This is a genomic window from Oceanospirillum multiglobuliferum, assembly GCF_900167095.1.
GTDB lineage: Bacteria > Pseudomonadota > Gammaproteobacteria > Pseudomonadales > Halomonadaceae > Oceanospirillum > Oceanospirillum multiglobuliferum.
Genome location: NZ_FUXG01000009.1, coordinates 4,433 through 20,223, shown reverse-complemented (window position 1 = coordinate 20,223; position 15,791 = coordinate 4,433). Strand labels below are relative to the sequence as shown.

The following is a 15,791-nucleotide window of genomic DNA, read 5'->3' as shown; positions in this document are numbered from 1 at the left end:
GCTCAGATAGATCAGGAGTACAAAATGTCTGCGGAGAGCAGTATAAATATGACCAATGCCACACAGGCGCAGCTGAGCCGAACAGCTGAGTTTATCGCAGGGGCAAAGGCCACAGTGCCTTTGATTATTGGCGCAATACCTTTTGGCATTATTTTTGGCACCTTAGCAGAGCCTAGCGGTTTATCTACCGCTGGTGCATTGGCGATGTCGCTATTTGTTTTTGCAGGCTCCTCTCAGTTTATTGCCCTTGGCTTATTAAGTGCTGGGGCGGCACTACCTGTGATTATTGCCACTACCTTTGTGGTGAACCTGCGTCATATGCTCTATGCCGCCAATTTAGTACCTAAAGTTCGACATTTGCCACAAAAGTGGCGCGCTTTAATGGCTTTTGGTTTAACCGATGAAACTTTTGCAGCCGTGAGCAACCGCTACTTACTGCAAGAGAATATACAAAATGCACATTGGTTTTACCTAGGCTCTTTTCTAGCCATGTATGGAAACTGGGTGCTCTGCACGGCCTTAGGGGTGGGATTAGGAGAGCTATTTCCTGATATGACCGAATGGGGCTTAGATTTTGCGATGTCTGTTACTTTTATCGGTATGGTGATTCCACATCTGAAAAGTAAACCTATGTGGGGCGCGGTGATCGTGGCAGGCGCAATGGCTATTGCGACAGTGACGATGCCTCATAAGCTTGGCCTAATTGTGGCGGCTGTTTGCGGCATTGCTGTTGGCTTGTCATTGCAACTGTTACTTAAGGCTCAAGCAGCGAGTGAGGCACAAAGCAGATGAACGAAGCAGCGCTAATATTCGGTATGTTTGTTGCCACCTTCAGTGTGCGCTATCTGCTGTTTGCAGTTGCAGGACGGGTACATTTTCCAAGCTGGCTGAGCACAGCCTTAGCTTTTGTACCGTCTGCTGTTTTAACCGCCATTATTGTACCTGCGGTATTAATGCCCAAAGGTGAGCTGTGGCTAAGTATGCAGAACCCTTGGTTGCTCGCTGCGTTTGCAGCAGCGGTTATTGCCTTGATCCGTAAAGACCTACTAACCACAATTGTTGGTGGCATGCTTGTGTTTGTGGGCTTGAAGTTTGGCTTAGGGTTAGGCTGATTGAGGTTAATTGGTTACTCCCAGCGCGCCTCATCTTCTTTCTTTTTGAAGCTTACTTTGCGGCCATCAGAACAGAGCTGTAAGATTTTGCGGGGAGAGCCATCCTCGTTCAGCTCCAGAAGACCAATACCTGAAGCATTGACCAAGCGTTCGCCATGATCAGCAGTGGTAGGTTTGCGGGGAATTACCCGCATTTTCCGCCTTTTAGTGAGCCAGTTTAACGGTGAGCGTGGCGAATACAGCCATCGATTAAGGCGATCAAAAATATTGAGCAAGGTTCTAGGGAACTCATTTTTAATACCACTGCTGGTGATTTGCCAAATATTGGGGCTGTGGTGTTCGCCTCTTAGCTCAATGTCATAAACAAAAGAGTAGTGCACATCACCGGATAAAATAACAAAGTGCCGCGGTGTACGAGGGTGTTTAAATAAATTGATCAGCGCATAGGCTGAGCCTCTATGCGCCATCCAGTTTTCTGCATCAACCATTAATGGCTGACCAAACCATGTAAAAGCCCTTTGTACGGTCTCAATCAACTTGACACCAAACATAGGCGCAGGTGAAATCATCACAACAGCTTTGTGCCCTAACAGCTGCTGCTGTAGGTCAGTCAACGCCTCCCAATCCATTAATCCAGAGGGTTGGTTTAGCGACAACTCAGAGCGCCAGCGGTGGGTGCGAGTGTCTAGCACAATCAAAACAGGGTCTGTTTGCCACTGGTAATGCCAGTGTGAGAAGCTGAGTAACTCATCAACTAGCTGATTATGAGCCTCTGCCCCTAATTGCTGCAACGCCTGCTGAGTTTGTGTCAGCATTTGAGCAGGAATTTGCTCCGGTGCATTGCCCCAGCCTTGGCAAATTAAATAACCTAAAAGTGCGTTACCAATAATCCGCTTAGAGAGCGGATGACCATATGCCGCTTGCTCCCATGCTGCGGTAAGATTCCAGTCATCCGTCACATCATGATCATCAAAGATCATTGCAACAGGCAAATGTGCCATGACTCGTCGAACCTGCCCTAAGTGAGCCGCAAACGCCAAAACAGCTTGCTGTTCTGCTTGATAGACTGCTTTTTGCGCTTCGGTTAAGGCCAGCTCCGGTGCGTCGCTATTGGGAATAGACAAACCTTGCCAAGGTGCTGGAGACCAAACTAATAGGTACATCGCCAGCACTTCAGCCAGACTAATTAAATGATTATGCGCGCTGTCTGAGGTGAAAACGGGTTTTCTGGCACCGCCAAAGATAAGATCAACCACCGCCTGCCCACCTTTGGTTTTAGGCAGCAGATTTTCCCGAGCATAATAATGAGGCTGTACTTGGTGCAGTTGTTCTGAGTCAACAACCTCGCTTTCAGGTAGAGGCTCATTGCTAAATCCCAGTTGCGCAATCAGCTGATGAATAGCAATCAGCATGGGGGCCGCCACATCATCTGCGTAAATCTGGTCTCCACTTAACATCAAAAGTGCCGGCCATTCAGTCTCAGATGATTGCGCTAGTAACTGATCAGCTTGCAGCAAACCATCTGCACTTGGGTGGTGGGGCTTACGACAAGAACCATGCAATAAACGATTAAGACGACTTTGAATCACAAAACTGGGCAGTTCACGGTTATCGTAAACCAAGTCGGGTGCCCAAGTTTGCCAACCTTGGTAGACAGGTATCTCTGAGTTCAAATCTGACACAGGTGCAAGCTGCAAATCATAACCAATCCAACAGGATTTAGGTAAGGCTTGTTCTAACGGCAAGTCAATCAGCTGAAAATACAGCCGCTTGCCTGCTTGTAGCGTTGTGCAAGCAGAGCTTAACGCCTCTGTTGCAACCTGAATACTTGATTGATGCTCTGGGTAAAGCGCTAACTGCAATTGCACTGGGCAAGAGGTTACCAACCAAAATGTTAAACGCTCTGTTGTGATACGACGTAGAATTGGCCCTGCTAGCACCATAGGTAAGTTTTTCTGCATATTTTGAGAGCCAACCGTTATTGTCATGTCTGAGCCAGAAGCTTATGAGTGTATTGAAACATTAAACTACTACTAGGACATAGTCATTGCTGGGTAGTTCAGAGCGTTAGGTTTTAGGTAAAAGTCCCAAAACTGTTTCAATAGTTCTCTCTACTAAGTCCTTATCTGATTCTGTTACCGAATAAGGCTTATTTTGCTATAGTCTCGCCCCTAACTACGCTTTGCTCATTTTTATAGAGCTGTTTGCAAAAAAGTTTATTTTTTCACTCTACGCCTGAGAACCCCCATGTCATTTTCCAAACTAGGATTAAGCGATCCGATTTTAAAAGCGGTAGCCGAGCAAGGCTACCAAACACCGACGGCCATTCAGGAGAAAGCCATTCCTGTCGTGCTGGCAGGTAAAGACCTGATCGCTGCCGCACAGACGGGAACAGGCAAAACCGCCAGCTTTGTGCTGCCCATATTGGAAAAGCTGGATTCAACGCAAAAAGTGCGCGCCAAACGTGTACGTGCCTTAATCTTAGTGCCTACTCGTGAACTGGCTATTCAAGTGGAAGACAATATTCGTCTTTATAGCAAGCACCTGAATTTCAGCTCTATGGCGATGTACGGCGGTACTGATCTTGCGCCGCAAAAGCAAAAATTGATCGAGGGTATTGATATTCTGGTGGCCACACCGGGCCGACTGATCGACATGGTGTATCAGCGCGCCGTGTATATTAACGAACTGGAATGCTTTGTACTCGACGAAGCCGATCGCATGTTGGATATGGGCTTTATTGGCGACATCAATAAAATCATTGAGCGCTTACCTGAAGTCCGTCAGAACTTACTGTTTTCTGCAACGCTGTCAGCGGATGTGCGCCATCTGGCCAAGAGCACGCTACACCATGCGGTTGAGATCAGTGTGACAGACCAACCAGAGGCCAAACCACAGATCGACCAGTGGATCATCACCGTTGATAAAGACACCAAATCAGCACTATTAAGCCACCTGATCACTCAAAATCAGTGGGATCAAGCGCTGATTTTTATTCGCACCAAAGCTGGTGCCGCAAAATTGGTGAGCCAGCTCGAAAAGCGTGGTATAGCGGCCGACTCTATTCACAGCGGTCGAAGCCAGCCTGTACGTACTCAAATTTTAAATGACTTCAAAGCGGGTAAGATTCGCTATTTAGTGGCCACTGATATTGCCGCACGCGGTATTGATATTGAACAGCTCTCACGAGTCGTTAACTATGACTTGCCCAACGAGTCACATGATTACGTTCACCGCATCGGTCGAACAGGGCGAGCAGGGGCAAAAGGGGAGGCGATCTCGTTGGTCTCTAAAGACGATTTTAGAAACCTATGCGCCATTGAAAGCCGCCTAAATCACCTTTTGGTGCGCAAAGAGGTTGAAGGTTTCAAACCACAAAAAGAAGTGCCTATTTCAATCTTGAATTACATGCCAAAGAACGGCAAACCTTTTGGTCGCCCTGATGAAGCTGAGCGGCCACTGCGTAACCGCAGTCATACTGAGCCTAAGCCAGAGTCAAGGTTCAAGGCCAAAGGCAACTTGGAGCGTGGTCAAGCGCCAAAGCGAAAGACCACTAGCACAGGCGTAGCACCCACTAACAACCCTTGGCAGAATTGGGTCAAACCAAAGGATTAGGTTTTGAACCACTTAGGGAATACGAAAAAAAGAAACCGCGAAAAGACAAAAAAGGCTGCTGATTTCTCAGTAGCCTTGAGTCAAACCTTCAAGCACTTGGTGGGCAATGCCGTTGATCGTAGCGCAAGATTAAAGATCGAGTGATCCCAGTCCCGACCAGATAAGCAACCAACACTATGGCGATCTCTTGATTGATAAAGCTGATCGAGGTAATGATCGGCCCAGGGCAATAACCTGCAAGCCCCCAACCTAAACCAAAAATAACACCGCCAATCACAATGCGGACGTCCACTCGTGTTTTAGAGGGGAGTTTAAACTGATCGGCACATACCGGATGCTTGCGCTTCATAATCAAAAAGCTCGCCACCCCGTTCACCAACAAGCCACCGCCCATCACAAACGCTAAAGAGGGGTCCCACTGCCCTGTAAAATCTAGAAAGTTCAACACCTTCATCGGGTCAACCATTTGGGCAATGCTCAAACCAAGGCCGAATAACACACCCGAGACCAACGCAATAAACAAACGTGCAGTTGCCACAATCACCCTCCAAACAGATGCCTGACAAGCCAAACGGTAACTGCAGCACTGGTCATAAAGCTCAGTGTTGCCACTAAAGAGCGCAAACTGCCATGGGCCAAACCACAGATTCCATGCCCACTGGTGCAGCCCGTACCGATCATCGTACCCACTCCGACCAAGAAGCCCGCCAGCGCAAGCCACTGAGGAGCAACCGCTGCTTTAATCTCTGTCAGCTCCGGTTGTAATCCTAAGCCTTGATAGAGCAAGCCACCCAGCACCAAACCCAGTAAAAACACCAGTCGCCACGCCCAGTCCCCTTGCTTGGGAAGCAACACGCCAGAGACGATGCCTGAGATACCAGCAATTCTGCCATTCAGCAACAGCAGCAGTGCTGCAGATAAGCCGATTAATCCACCGCCAATAAATGCGGTAAAGGGCGTAAAATTTACGATTTCCATTAAGCACTCATTACATAAAGCCTATGACCTAGGCGCGCATCATACTTGAACTCTGATTGATACGCAGCTTGATAACCGCTTGTTTTTGAGCATAAAAAAAGCCAGCTGATCTCTCAGCTGGCTTTGATCAATCCGCAGCAGCGGCTTACATTTTGAACAGGCTGCTCAGTTTGGTCGCCAACATCATGTTGCCTTCCGCTTTGATTTTGCCAGTCATAAAGGCGGTCATCCCGTTGATTGAGCCAGTTAGCACACCCTTTAAAGTGTCTGCATTCATTTTCAGCGTAACGGATGGATCATCGTGCTCGCCAGAGCCGATTGCACAAGTGCCATCATTGATTTCGATGTAATACTCGCCAGCGCCTTCAACGACAAATTGGAACACGTCATTCATGCCTTTAGCAGCATCTGGGTTAAATTTATCTTGTAAAGAGGTGATTACTTTTTCTACATCAGTCATGGCTTGTACCTTCGTATTTGTTTGGCAGAATGTTAACTCTGAGAATCAGCTTATTTCAAACATACGTTTGAATCAAGCATAAAAAATTATTCTTCTTAACTAAAAGCCTCTTGGGACTTCACTTAAACCTACAAACCCCTTATCCCTTCAGGTATGCTTGCCGCGCCGTAACTAAATTTGGAGTAATAAGTGTACGAATTTTTCAGCGATTATGGGCTTTTTCTCGCAAAAACAATCACCTTGGCGATTATTTTTGTGGGTGCAATTGTCATGATTATTATATCCGCCAGCCAGAATAAACGCCGTGCTGGTGAGGGTGATATTGAAATTATTCACCTGAATGAGAGCCTGACCGATACCAGTAATGCTTTAAAAGAAGCCATTTACGACAAGCACGCCTTTGAGCAAGAGCGTAAGGCCGAGAAAAAAGAAGAGAAAGCCAAAGCTAAAGAAGCCAAGGCCAAAGCCAAACAGAAAGGTGCTTCAGAGGAAGACGCTGAAGAGGTACAAAAGCGCGTGTTTGTACTGAATTTTGACGGTGACATTCGCGCTTCTGATGTGGAATCTCTACGGGAAACCATCACCGCAGTATTAAGCATTGCCCGCCCAGAGATCGACGAAGTGGTGGTCAGATTGGAAAGTGGCGGCGGCATGGTGCACAGCTACGGTTTAGCGGCATCGCAACTGAGCCGCATCACCAGTCGTAATATCGAGCTGACGATTTGTGTTGATGAAGTTGCAGCCAGCGGAGGCTATATGATGGCCTGTACCGCAGACCGTATTATTGCCGCGCCTTTTGCCATTATTGGCTCGATTGGCGTGGTGGCTCAACTGCCTAACTTCCACCGTTTACTGAAAAAGCATGACATTGATTTTGAAGTGTTAACCGCAGGTGAGCACAAACGCACGCTTACGGTGTTTGGTGAAAATACTGAGCAAGGTCGCACCAAGTTCTTGCAAGATCTTGAAGAGACGCACACGCTATTTAAAGATTATGTACAACAGCAGCGTCCCGAACTGGACATGAGCAAAGTTGCCAACGGCGATGTGTGGTATGGCGCACAAGCACTTGATTTAGGCTTGGTCGATGAACTGAAAACCAGCGACGAATACCTGATTGAAGCCTGTGAAGAAGCGGATGTTTACGAAGTAAACTATGAGTTTAAAACAGGTTTGGTTGATAAGTTGGGCGATATGGTCTCTATTGCCGTTGATCGTGCCACCGACCGCTTGATGACAAAAGCCAAGCGTTCTGAGATCGAGCGGTAATACATCAGCGATCAATAGTTGAATGCAGTGAAACCCCAAAACACTTGTGTTTTGGGGTTTTGATTTGTGCGCAAACAAATGCTTTATAATCGGCGAATATGGCTGGCATTGATCTGATCAATCGACGAACAGCCCGCTAAGATCATGCAACGCTCAAACTCCGCCTTTAAGATCGACAACGCTTTTTCAACGCCCTCTTGACCACCGGCAGAAAGCCCTCGTACATAAGCCCGCCCTAAACTGCAAGCATTAGCACCTAGCGCCAAGGCTTTAAAAATATCGGTGCCGCGTCGAATACCACCGTCGACAATAATTTCCATCTGATCGCCAACTGCCGCTCGAACCTCTGCCACCAGATCAATGGGTGCAGGGCAGCCATCCAGTTGACGCCCGCCATGATTGGACAAAATCACCGCACTGGCACCCGCTTGTTGAGCGCGCAGGGCATCTTCTACTGACATAATGCCTTTAATGGCAAAAGGCCCGCCCCAATTTTGAATCATCGCTTCAGCATCCGCCCAAGTCAGATCCTTTTTAAACAGCTTACCCATAGCGATTACAAAAGCTTGTGAGTCGGTCATTGAGACCTTTGGTAGATGAGGAAAATTACCCAGACGCGCCCCATCACTGAGCAGATAGTGGATTAACCACCGAGGGCGCATCATATACTGCATGGCTGACTTGACCGTTAAACGTGGCGGAATAGACAAACCGCTACGGGCATCACGCTCTCGATTGCCGCCCACTATGGTATCAACCGTAAGCACCATCGCTTTAAAGCCAGCCTGCTTGGCACGCTGGTTTAACTGTTGGGCAAGGGTTTTATCGTTCAGCACGTAGACTTGAAACAGTTTGTCACCCGCTGACGCTTGAGCGATCTCTTCTAACGAGCGGTTTGAGAAAGTAGAGGCGGTATACAAAGTGTCAAACTTAGCCGCAGCACGTACACCTGCTAGCTCAGCATCCTGAGGACACATCATGCCGGAAAAGCCTGTGGCAGAGATATAAAATGGCAAAGCAATCTCACAACCCATTACCCGTGTTGCGGTGCTGATGCGACTCACATCTTGCAGTGCCTTGGGCACAATCTGATAACGATTAAACGAGTGGCAATTTTGTTTAAGCGTCACCTCATCATCTGCCCCCCCTTCAACATAGTTGTTCACCGGAAACGGTACTTTTTTGGCGGCCAAACGGCCAAGGTCATCAATATTGATGCAGGATTTTAACCGATTCATATTCAGCCCCAGTCAGACAGGTTATGCGTGATGATTAGGTGATGAGAGAGGCAACCCAATATAGGTTGCCCCTATAAGCCAGCGGTGTTTAGTTCTGTGCGGTTTTACGAGGTAGGAAGGCGTTCTGTTCCCACAGGTCGTAGCCTTTGCGGAACGTGCTCAAATCTTGCCAAACCTTGTTGAAGAACGGATCTTCAGCACTTTTCTCTGTCACCACCTCATCCCATGCCTGCTCGTAAGCGGTCAGAATCTCATCACTCCAACGACGCAGTTCAATGCCTCGCTCTGGTGCAGTGGCCAACACTTCAAACTGTTTGGCCTCACCCTCTGCCAAGGTGTCTGCTACTACGGCTTTACAGGCGGTTTCAAGCAGGGCTTGCTGCTGAGGGTTCATCTTGTGCCAACTGTCTTTGTTGATCAGTAGCTCTTGCATAGACGTTTGCTGATGCCAGCCCGGGAAATAGTTGTACTTCACAATTTTGTGAAAGCCCAACATCTGGTCAACTTGCGGCAGAGAAAACTCAGCGGCATCAATCGCCCCTTTCTCCAGTGCTGAGAAAATCTCCGCCGGTGGAATCTGTACTGTGCCTACGCCCATTTTGTCCATCACGTTAGCGCCTAGACCATAAAAGCGCATATTCAAGCCCTTCAGGTCTTCCACTTTGTCGATTGGTTTAGCAAACCAGCCTGAGGTTTCAGGCGGAATCATGCCGCAAGGGATCGCTTTAACGTTATAACCTGCGCTGTCATACATCTCTTGATGCAGCTTGCGGCCATTGCCGTAATACATCCAAGCTAAAAACTCACTGGCTTCAGGGCCAAAAGGCACCGACGTGAAAAAAGCCGCCGCAGGCATTTTACCTTGCCAGTTGGCAGATGCCGCAAAGCCTGAGTTCACTTTGCCTGTGGAAACCGCATCCAAGATTTCAGAGGGCGCAATCAGTTTACCCGGTTCGTACACCTTCATTTTAATACTGCCACCGCTGGTGCTTTCTAAGGTCTCAGCCAGCTTAGTTACAGGCGTGCCTACTGCGGGTAGTTTGGTGGGAAACGCAGTAGGGGTTTTCAGTAACAGTTTGTCTGCCGCGGTTGCAGGGTTGGCAGCCAATGCTACCGCCAAGCTTAAAGGGGCTAAGGCCAATCCAGTCATCCATTTCTTCTGTACGGTCATCGAAAGCTCTCCAGTGTTTATCGTTATGTTTTATTGTTTTGTGTCTTAAGGGTGTGTGGGATTGATCCTGTCGATCAGTGGATCAATCAAAAACTTTACCGGGGTTCATGATCATCAAGGGATCTAGCGCCTGCTTGAGTTGCTTCATCAGCGCCACACTCTCGCCATGCTCTTGAATGAGATAATGTTTTTTGCCAAAACCGATGCCGTGTTCACCGGTACAAGTACCTTGTAGGCTGAGTGCTTTCTCAACGATCATTTGAGAGAGAGTCTTGGCTTTGCGAACTTGTTCTGGGTCAGCGCTGTCTTGCAAAATCAGTACATGAAAGTTGCCATCGCCGACATGGCCGACAATAGGGCAGATCAGACCTGAAGCCTCTGCTGCTGCTTCAGCGGATAAAATGGCTTCTGCCAAAGCTGAGATCGGCACACAAACGTCTGTAGTCAATACCGAGGCTCCGGTTTGCAGTGACAAACCTGCAAAATAGGCTTGGTGTCGGGCTTTCCACAACGTGTTGCGCGCCTCAACGGTTTCAGCCCAACTGAAGTGCTCTCCGCCATGTTCTTCTGCCAACGCTTGCACCAGTTCGATCTGTTCTGCTACGGCAGTTTCAGTGCCTTGGAACTCAAAAAACAGAGTGGGTTTGGGGTCGAGTCCTTCTAACTTGGAATACTGAATGCAGGCTTTCATTTGAAGGTGGTTCAACAGCTCAATACGTGCCACAGGAATGGCACACTGCATCACCTCAATCACCGTGTTCACCGCACTGGCAAGGTCAGTGAACTGACAAGTGGCGGCTTTAATCACCGGAGGAATAGGGTGTAGCTTCAGTTGGATCTCGGTGATTACCCCCAACGTGCCTTCTGAGCCAACATATAAACGGGTTAGGTCATAACCTGCGGAGCTTTTACGGGCGCGGCCTCCGGTTTTAATGATCTGGCCGTCAGGTGTCACAACGGTTAGCCCCATCACATTCTCGCGCATGGTGCCATAGCGCACTGCGTTAGTGCCCGACGCGCGGGTAGCACTCATCCCGCCAATACTGGCGTTAGCACCGGGATCAATAGGGAAGAACAAACCGTCATAGCGTAGTGCTTGATTTAACGCTTCACGGGTTACACCCGCCTGTACTCGACAATCCATATCTTCGGCATTGATCTCAATGACCTGATTCATTTCCGACAGATCTAATGAAATTCCTCCATGCAGCGCCAGCAACTGCCCCTCAACCGAGCTGCCCGCACCATAAGGAATAACAGGCACACGATATTGGTGACAAAGCTGAATAACCGTCGCAACCTCTTCCGTGCTGTGCAGATATACCACTGCATCTGGTGGATAACAGCCATAACTGTCTTCCCCTTGCCCATGTTGCTCAAGCACTGCACGGCTGATCTGCACCCGTGAGCCAAACTGCTGTAGCAGTTCAATCAAGTGTTGGCGGGTATTGGCATCCGCATATTGTGCTGCGAAGTCTATCGCAGGCTTCACAGGGTTTTGCGTAGTATCACTCATCATCACCACTACTCATTATGGGTTGGTGCAAAGGGCTGGCCATCGGTTCAACAGCGGTTGGAATACCGACTCAAGCGATGGCGCACAACTTTAGAGCATTGATAATAGAGTGAAGGGCAAAGCGTAAAAAATTCTTTATATGAATCCAGTCATTCATTTTATGAATGATACAAACTCGATAGAATATCCGCACACCTCTTATTTTAAAGAGACAAAGCCTTAACCGAGCGATTCAGCCCGTTCAAATAATTCATAATACTGATAATGAAAGGATTGGCAGCCGCATGAAAGACTCGTTGCACCTCAGCCGACGCTTAAGCCGGATCAACCTCAATCTGTTGGTGGTGTTTCATGCGTTATACCAGCATCGCCATCTCACCAAAGCCGCTGAACAGATCAACCTTAGCCAACCCGCCATGAGCCATGCGCTGAAAAAACTACGGCAACAATTTGATGATGAACTGTTCACCAAAACGGCTCAGGGGATGCTCCCTACGCCATTGGCCAAACAGATTTTTCAACTGGTAGAACAAGGGTTGTTTCAGTTGGATCAAGCCTTTGCCAGCGCCCACAGCTTCGAGCCTGAAAAAGCCGTACGAGAATTTCGCATCGGCATTATGGATTTTATGATTCACGAACTGGTGCCACATCTGGTGCGCGCCGTAAACCAATCTGCCCCCGGCATCAGCTTTAATATTCTGTATGCGAAAATCTCAGGGCCAGAGATGGCCTATCAGCTACTACAAGAGCAAGCCCTAGACCTTGCCATTACCCAGTTTGAATACATCCCGCAAAACGATTATTGCGAACACCTTTACACCGATCAGTTGGTCTGTATCGCAGATCGTCACTACTACGGCGAAAAAGAAAACCTCAGCTTGGATGAATTTTTAACACCGCCCCATGTGGCTTTATCTCACCGTGAAGATGAACCCATATTGGTGAATAAAAAGCTCACCTCTTTAGGTTTAACCCGAAAGGTGATCGTTAAAACCCCTTACGTCACCACACTGCCCACGCTGCTCTGCGGCACCAACATGGTCACCGTCATCAACCAATACGCTGCTGACTTTATCAGCCCCAACACCAGCCTAAAAAGCTACCGACCACCTATCGAGTTTTGTGACTTGAACATCTGCCAAATCTGGGAAGCGCGCAAAGACCATGATCCCGGCATTCGCTGGCTGCGGGAGTTAATTCGAGAGCATGTACCGAAAGAGTTTTAACCTGACTGAACAAAAAACTCTTGCACAACATCATGTTATGCGTATAATGCGCACCCATAGAAGACGCGTAGCTCAGTTGGTTAGAGCACTACCTTGACATGGTAGGGGTCGCTGGTTCGAGTCCAGTCGTGTCTACCAGAACATCATAAAAAACAGCTGCTTACAGACACTATCTGAGCAGCTGTTTTTTTTGGCAAAAAATTAGCAATATTTTGGCAATATAATTTTTGCTAAAACTCCTTTCATCATTAACTTGCTAGCTGTTGTGGCTACGTCTCGTGCCTCATCTGCCAGTTTTAGCAACAGGCGAACGCTGATAGCTGCTGCAAACAAGCAGCACAGGCGTGGTGACTAACTGGACTGGATTGAATAGCAGTGTTGCTCAACGCTGTGTTTTTAAGCATTTCAGATAGAACCGGGTATCGCAGGATAGGACTTTAAAGATGATGTTGGTTTCACAACACCACTGGATCTCACGGCTGAAGGTGATGCCTTTAGAATAAGCAAATAGGATAATTTTCAGCAGAATAGCCGGATCATAAGCCGGATGGCCTTCTCGATCATTTTTGTAAGGCTGATGAAACGCGGAAAGATTCAACTTTTCAGAGATCAGATAATGCAGGGCATGCTTGAAGCGTTTGTTAGCCGATTTTCAGATCTAGCTTGAAATTACGAATAATCTTTTCATCCAAACAGCTTCGTAAAAACTTATTCATATGTGTCATGTCATTAGAAGAGTAAAAATCGAGCATGAGTGTATTAAACTCTTGCTGACGTTTGGCTTGCACATTGATGATAGGAAAACCATTGGCCAACAAAATACCGTTCATCATGAACCGACCGGTACGTTTGTTAACATCCCAAAAAAATTGAGCGCGTGCCATTTGTAAAAATGCAGTAATTGCTTGATCGTACACATCAGATTCACTATTAACCTGACTCTCAACTTCAAGCCATTTATCGTCCAACTCATCTGGAGCGGGAGGCTCATGCTCTGAACCCGTAATGGAAACGTAACCAGAGCGAAACTTACCCCACTCTAACGCTTCTTCTTCTTTGCCAGCTATATTGTGAATTTTTAAAGCGGTTTCTTTATTAAATTGAAACTCACCTTGATCAACTAAACCAAAAATAAGCGCCCATGCTCGAGCTTGGTTTATTGCCATATTTTGATCACTAATTCGATGGCCACCTACAGTAATCCCATCCAGAATCGTTTGCACCTCAGGCAAAGTCATTGCAACACCTTCGAGGTTAACAGCGTCATAAACCAAAGCTGGTACATCTCTTTTGGCAAGTTGTTTAGCCAGCGGTATATTTGGTTTCATATTCCACATGTTATCTGTCAATGCTGTCATGGTGAGCTTCTTCAATGTAAGTAAAACTTGGCTAAGTATACACTTACTGATGAGTAGGGTGGTAGAAGTCGGCTAATGCCACGGGTGCCAAGTCCCTCTTCAACGCTTTGTTAACCGCTCATTCCCAAAGGTTTTTGTCTACTTAACAAAAACTTACGCAAATCTCTCTCAGCGCGCATAACAAACAGAATAAATACCCTGTCACCGTCTTGCTTATAGAAAACACGACATGGATTTGCTACAACTTCACGATAACTGAAATGCTCTAATTCTGGCGGAATACGACCTGACTCTGGGAAAACTTCTAGACGTTCGACTTTCGAGAAGATCGTTTGAACCAGTTGCTTTGCAGCCACGACATTTTCAATCGCGATGTACTCAGCGACATCATTTAGGTCAGATAGTGCCGATTCAGTCCAAATTACTTCAGCCATTTTGACATTTTGTCCTTGGCTTCATTATGACTAACAACTTTACCCTCAGCTATTGCGCGTTCACCTCGTGCAATACCCTCGAGAATGGCCAAACGATTTTGCATAAACTCGTAATCATCAACATCAACCAGATACGCAGATGGCCTACCATGCTCGGTAATTAACACGGGTTCTTTGGTGTCGTGGAGATCGGCGAGGATCTTGGTTGCTTGCCGTTTGAGTGATGTCACTAGTTCTACTTTCATGAAAGCCGCTCCAAAGGACTACTAAAGTGATACTATTCTGTCGCTTTGAGTATAGCAAGCGCCTTGCCCAAAATGCCATTTGATACCATAATTAGGTACTTTTTGGTATTTAAGGAAAAGAGCTCATGGCTAAAAACACAAGTATCACTCTTGGTGAACACTTCGATGGCTTTATTACAAGCCAAATACAAAGTGGACGTTACGGCTCAGCAAGTGAAGTCATTCGCTCTGCGCTACGTCTACTCGAAAACCAAGAAACCAAACTACAGTCACTCCGTCAATTACTTGTTGAAGGTGAGCAAAGTGGTGATGCTGATTATGACCTTGATAGCTTCATCAATGAACTCGATAGTGAAAACATTCGATGAAACCATTTAATCTTACTGTCGCCGCTAAAGCCGATTTACGGGATATTGCTTTATTCACTCAACGACGCTGGGGAAAAGAGCAGCGAAATGTTTATTTAAAGCAATTCGATGATTCCTTTTGGCTTTTAGCGGAAAATCCCGACATCGGTAAATCATGCGATGAAATCCGAGAGGGATACAGAAAATTTCCCCAAGGGAGTCACGTCATCTTTTATCAACAAACCGGCAGCCAACAAATTAGGGTGATCCGAATTCTTCATAAGAGCATGGATGTGAACCCAATATTCGGCGCATAACGAGCCTGTAGAAAAACCTGTTTTTAGCCAGCTTTTTCCTCCAACAACTCGCCCTCTGTTGTTTATTTCCGATGGCTGATTTTTATCAGTCACCGTTTGTTTACTCTGTGCTCTCCGCCTTTTTAGGCTTTAGCTAACTGTAAACCCGATTCATGCTGCTTTCAGCGCCTGTTCAAGCTGCATTGACTCCGCATTACGGACTCAGATGACCGTATTTTGCCAGTTTTTCTACATTGTGCACCAAGCAGTAAAGCTGCCATTGCCCCTGTACTTTAGTTTTGCTTCTCAGGCTGAAGCGGTTCAGTCTTTTGTTGGTGCCGATGTTGCCGAATACTGGTTATACAACGGACATCCGGTGGCTGTAGATTTGTTTGCCGTATTTCTCTTTCTGGTGAGCGAACTTGGGATCGCGGCTGCGGAACTGGTTCTCCGTGATATTGCTTTTTATTTCTTTGCTGCGCTTACCCTGCCCCATCCTCGGTTGGTTCTGCTGTAAGAAGTGATC

At 47.1% G+C, this 15,791-nt stretch carries 17 protein-coding genes, 1 tRNA gene and 2 pseudogenes; 8 read left to right on the top strand and 12 right to left on the bottom strand.

Annotation, left to right across the window (positions count from 1 at the left end):
* Positions 1-24 precede the first annotated feature (24 nt).
* Together B5D26_RS07700 and B5D26_RS07695 are read left to right on the top strand one after the other, a co-directional pair.
* The gene (locus tag B5D26_RS07700; RefSeq protein ID WP_234985237.1) at positions 25-792 is read left to right on the top strand and encodes an AzlC family ABC transporter permease; all 768 of its coding nucleotides are present in this window, start codon (positions 25-27) and stop codon (positions 790-792) included.
* A complete protein-coding gene (locus B5D26_RS07695) occupies positions 789-1,112 on the top strand; it encodes an AzlD domain-containing protein (RefSeq protein ID WP_078745152.1) in 324 nt (107 codons plus the stop codon). The genes B5D26_RS07700 and B5D26_RS07695 overlap by 4 nt, the downstream gene beginning before the upstream one ends.
* 14 nt (positions 1,113-1,126) lie before the next feature.
* Here the strand turns inward: B5D26_RS07695 and B5D26_RS07690 are convergent, their stop codons facing one another.
* Positions 1,127-3,100 carry an alkaline phosphatase D family protein gene (locus B5D26_RS07690; protein ID WP_234985235.1) on the bottom strand — a complete coding sequence of 658 codons (1,974 nt, stop codon included), beginning with the start codon at positions 3,098-3,100 and terminating at the stop codon, positions 1,127-1,129.
* Between the two features lie 259 nt (positions 3,101-3,359).
* On the opposite strand from B5D26_RS07690, the gene B5D26_RS07685 reads away from it, so the two are divergent.
* Positions 3,360-4,727, top strand: a complete 1,368-nt coding sequence (locus tag B5D26_RS07685) for a DEAD/DEAH box helicase (RefSeq protein WP_078745151.1) — start codon at positions 3,360-3,362, stop codon at positions 4,725-4,727.
* A gap of 88 nt (positions 4,728-4,815) precedes the next feature.
* Here B5D26_RS07685 and B5D26_RS07680 read toward each other — a convergent pair whose 3' ends face one another.
* The 3 genes from B5D26_RS07680 to B5D26_RS07670 form a co-directional block, all read right to left on the bottom strand.
* Positions 4,816-5,265 carry a YeeE/YedE family protein gene (locus tag B5D26_RS07680; RefSeq protein ID WP_139776643.1) on the bottom strand — a complete coding sequence of 150 codons (450 nt, stop codon included), beginning with the start codon at positions 5,263-5,265 and terminating at the stop codon, positions 4,816-4,818.
* A 2-nt stretch (positions 5,266-5,267) separates the two neighbouring features.
* A complete protein-coding gene (locus tag B5D26_RS07675) occupies positions 5,268-5,705 on the bottom strand; it encodes a YeeE/YedE family protein (RefSeq protein ID WP_078745150.1) in 438 nt (145 codons plus the stop codon).
* A 145-nt stretch (positions 5,706-5,850) separates the two neighbouring features.
* Positions 5,851-6,165 (bottom strand): SCP2 sterol-binding domain-containing protein, encoded by a 315-nt coding sequence (locus B5D26_RS07670; protein WP_078745149.1) that lies wholly within the window; start codon positions 6,163-6,165, stop codon positions 5,851-5,853.
* A 189-nt stretch (positions 6,166-6,354) separates the two neighbouring features.
* Between B5D26_RS07670 and sohB the strand changes: the two genes are divergently transcribed.
* Positions 6,355-7,434 (top strand): protease SohB, encoded by a 1,080-nt coding sequence (gene sohB / locus B5D26_RS07665; RefSeq protein WP_078745148.1) that lies wholly within the window; start codon positions 6,355-6,357, stop codon positions 7,432-7,434.
* 83 nt (positions 7,435-7,517) lie between these two features.
* On the opposite strand, the gene B5D26_RS07660 is transcribed toward sohB, so the two are convergent.
* From B5D26_RS07660 to B5D26_RS07650, 3 genes are all read right to left on the bottom strand, one after another.
* Positions 7,518-8,672 carry an alpha-hydroxy acid oxidase gene (locus B5D26_RS07660; protein ID WP_078745147.1) on the bottom strand — a complete coding sequence of 385 codons (1,155 nt, stop codon included), beginning with the start codon at positions 8,670-8,672 and terminating at the stop codon, positions 7,518-7,520.
* A gap of 88 nt (positions 8,673-8,760) precedes the next feature.
* Positions 8,761-9,843: a TRAP transporter substrate-binding protein gene (locus B5D26_RS07655; RefSeq protein ID WP_078745146.1), complete on the bottom strand. Its 1,083-nt coding sequence runs from the start codon at positions 9,841-9,843 to the stop codon at positions 8,761-8,763.
* An 82-nt stretch (positions 9,844-9,925) separates the two neighbouring features.
* Positions 9,926-11,362, bottom strand: a complete 1,437-nt coding sequence (locus tag B5D26_RS07650) for an FAD-binding oxidoreductase (protein ID WP_234985234.1) — start codon at positions 11,360-11,362, stop codon at positions 9,926-9,928.
* Between the two features lie 281 nt (positions 11,363-11,643).
* Between B5D26_RS07650 and B5D26_RS07645 the strand changes: the two genes are divergently transcribed.
* Positions 11,644-12,585: a LysR family transcriptional regulator gene (locus tag B5D26_RS07645; RefSeq protein ID WP_078745145.1), complete on the top strand. Its 942-nt coding sequence runs from the start codon at positions 11,644-11,646 to the stop codon at positions 12,583-12,585.
* 61 nt (positions 12,586-12,646) lie between these two features.
* Positions 12,647-12,723 (top strand) — tRNA-Val (locus tag B5D26_RS07640).
* Between the two features lie 280 nt (positions 12,724-13,003).
* Here B5D26_RS07640 and B5D26_RS07635 read toward each other — a convergent pair.
* The 4 genes and pseudogenes from B5D26_RS07635 to B5D26_RS07620 all read right to left on the bottom strand — a co-directional run.
* Positions 13,004-13,219, bottom strand: a pseudogene (locus tag B5D26_RS07635) (transposase); the annotation flags it as partial.
* Between the two features lie 7 nt (positions 13,220-13,226).
* Positions 13,227-13,943, bottom strand: a complete 717-nt coding sequence (locus tag B5D26_RS07630; RefSeq protein WP_139776644.1) for a Fic family protein — start codon at positions 13,941-13,943, stop codon at positions 13,227-13,229.
* Between the two features lie 110 nt (positions 13,944-14,053).
* On the bottom strand, positions 14,054-14,377 hold the full coding sequence (locus tag B5D26_RS07625; protein ID WP_078745143.1) for a type II toxin-antitoxin system RelE/ParE family toxin: 324 nt from the start codon (positions 14,375-14,377) through the stop codon (positions 14,054-14,056).
* Positions 14,365-14,622, bottom strand: coding sequence for a type II toxin-antitoxin system Phd/YefM family antitoxin (locus B5D26_RS07620; RefSeq protein WP_078745142.1), 258 nt, complete (start codon positions 14,620-14,622; stop codon positions 14,365-14,367). Before B5D26_RS07620 ends, B5D26_RS07625 begins: the two co-directional genes overlap by 13 nt.
* Positions 14,623-14,747: 125 nt before the next feature.
* Between B5D26_RS07620 and B5D26_RS07615 the strand changes: the two genes are divergently transcribed.
* Together B5D26_RS07615 and B5D26_RS07610 are read left to right on the top strand one after the other, a co-directional pair.
* Positions 14,748-14,990, top strand: coding sequence for a type II toxin-antitoxin system ParD family antitoxin (locus B5D26_RS07615; protein ID WP_001107720.1), 243 nt, complete (start codon positions 14,748-14,750; stop codon positions 14,988-14,990).
* Positions 14,987-15,286 (top strand): type II toxin-antitoxin system RelE/ParE family toxin, encoded by a 300-nt coding sequence (locus tag B5D26_RS07610; protein ID WP_000802136.1) that lies wholly within the window; start codon positions 14,987-14,989, stop codon positions 15,284-15,286. Before B5D26_RS07615 ends, B5D26_RS07610 begins: the two co-directional genes overlap by 4 nt.
* A gap of 193 nt (positions 15,287-15,479) precedes the next feature.
* On the opposite strand, the pseudogene B5D26_RS16735 reads toward B5D26_RS07610, so the two are convergent.
* A pseudogene (locus tag B5D26_RS16735) lies at positions 15,480-15,668 on the bottom strand (transposase); the annotation flags it as partial.
* Between the last annotated feature and the right edge of the window lie 123 nt (positions 15,669-15,791).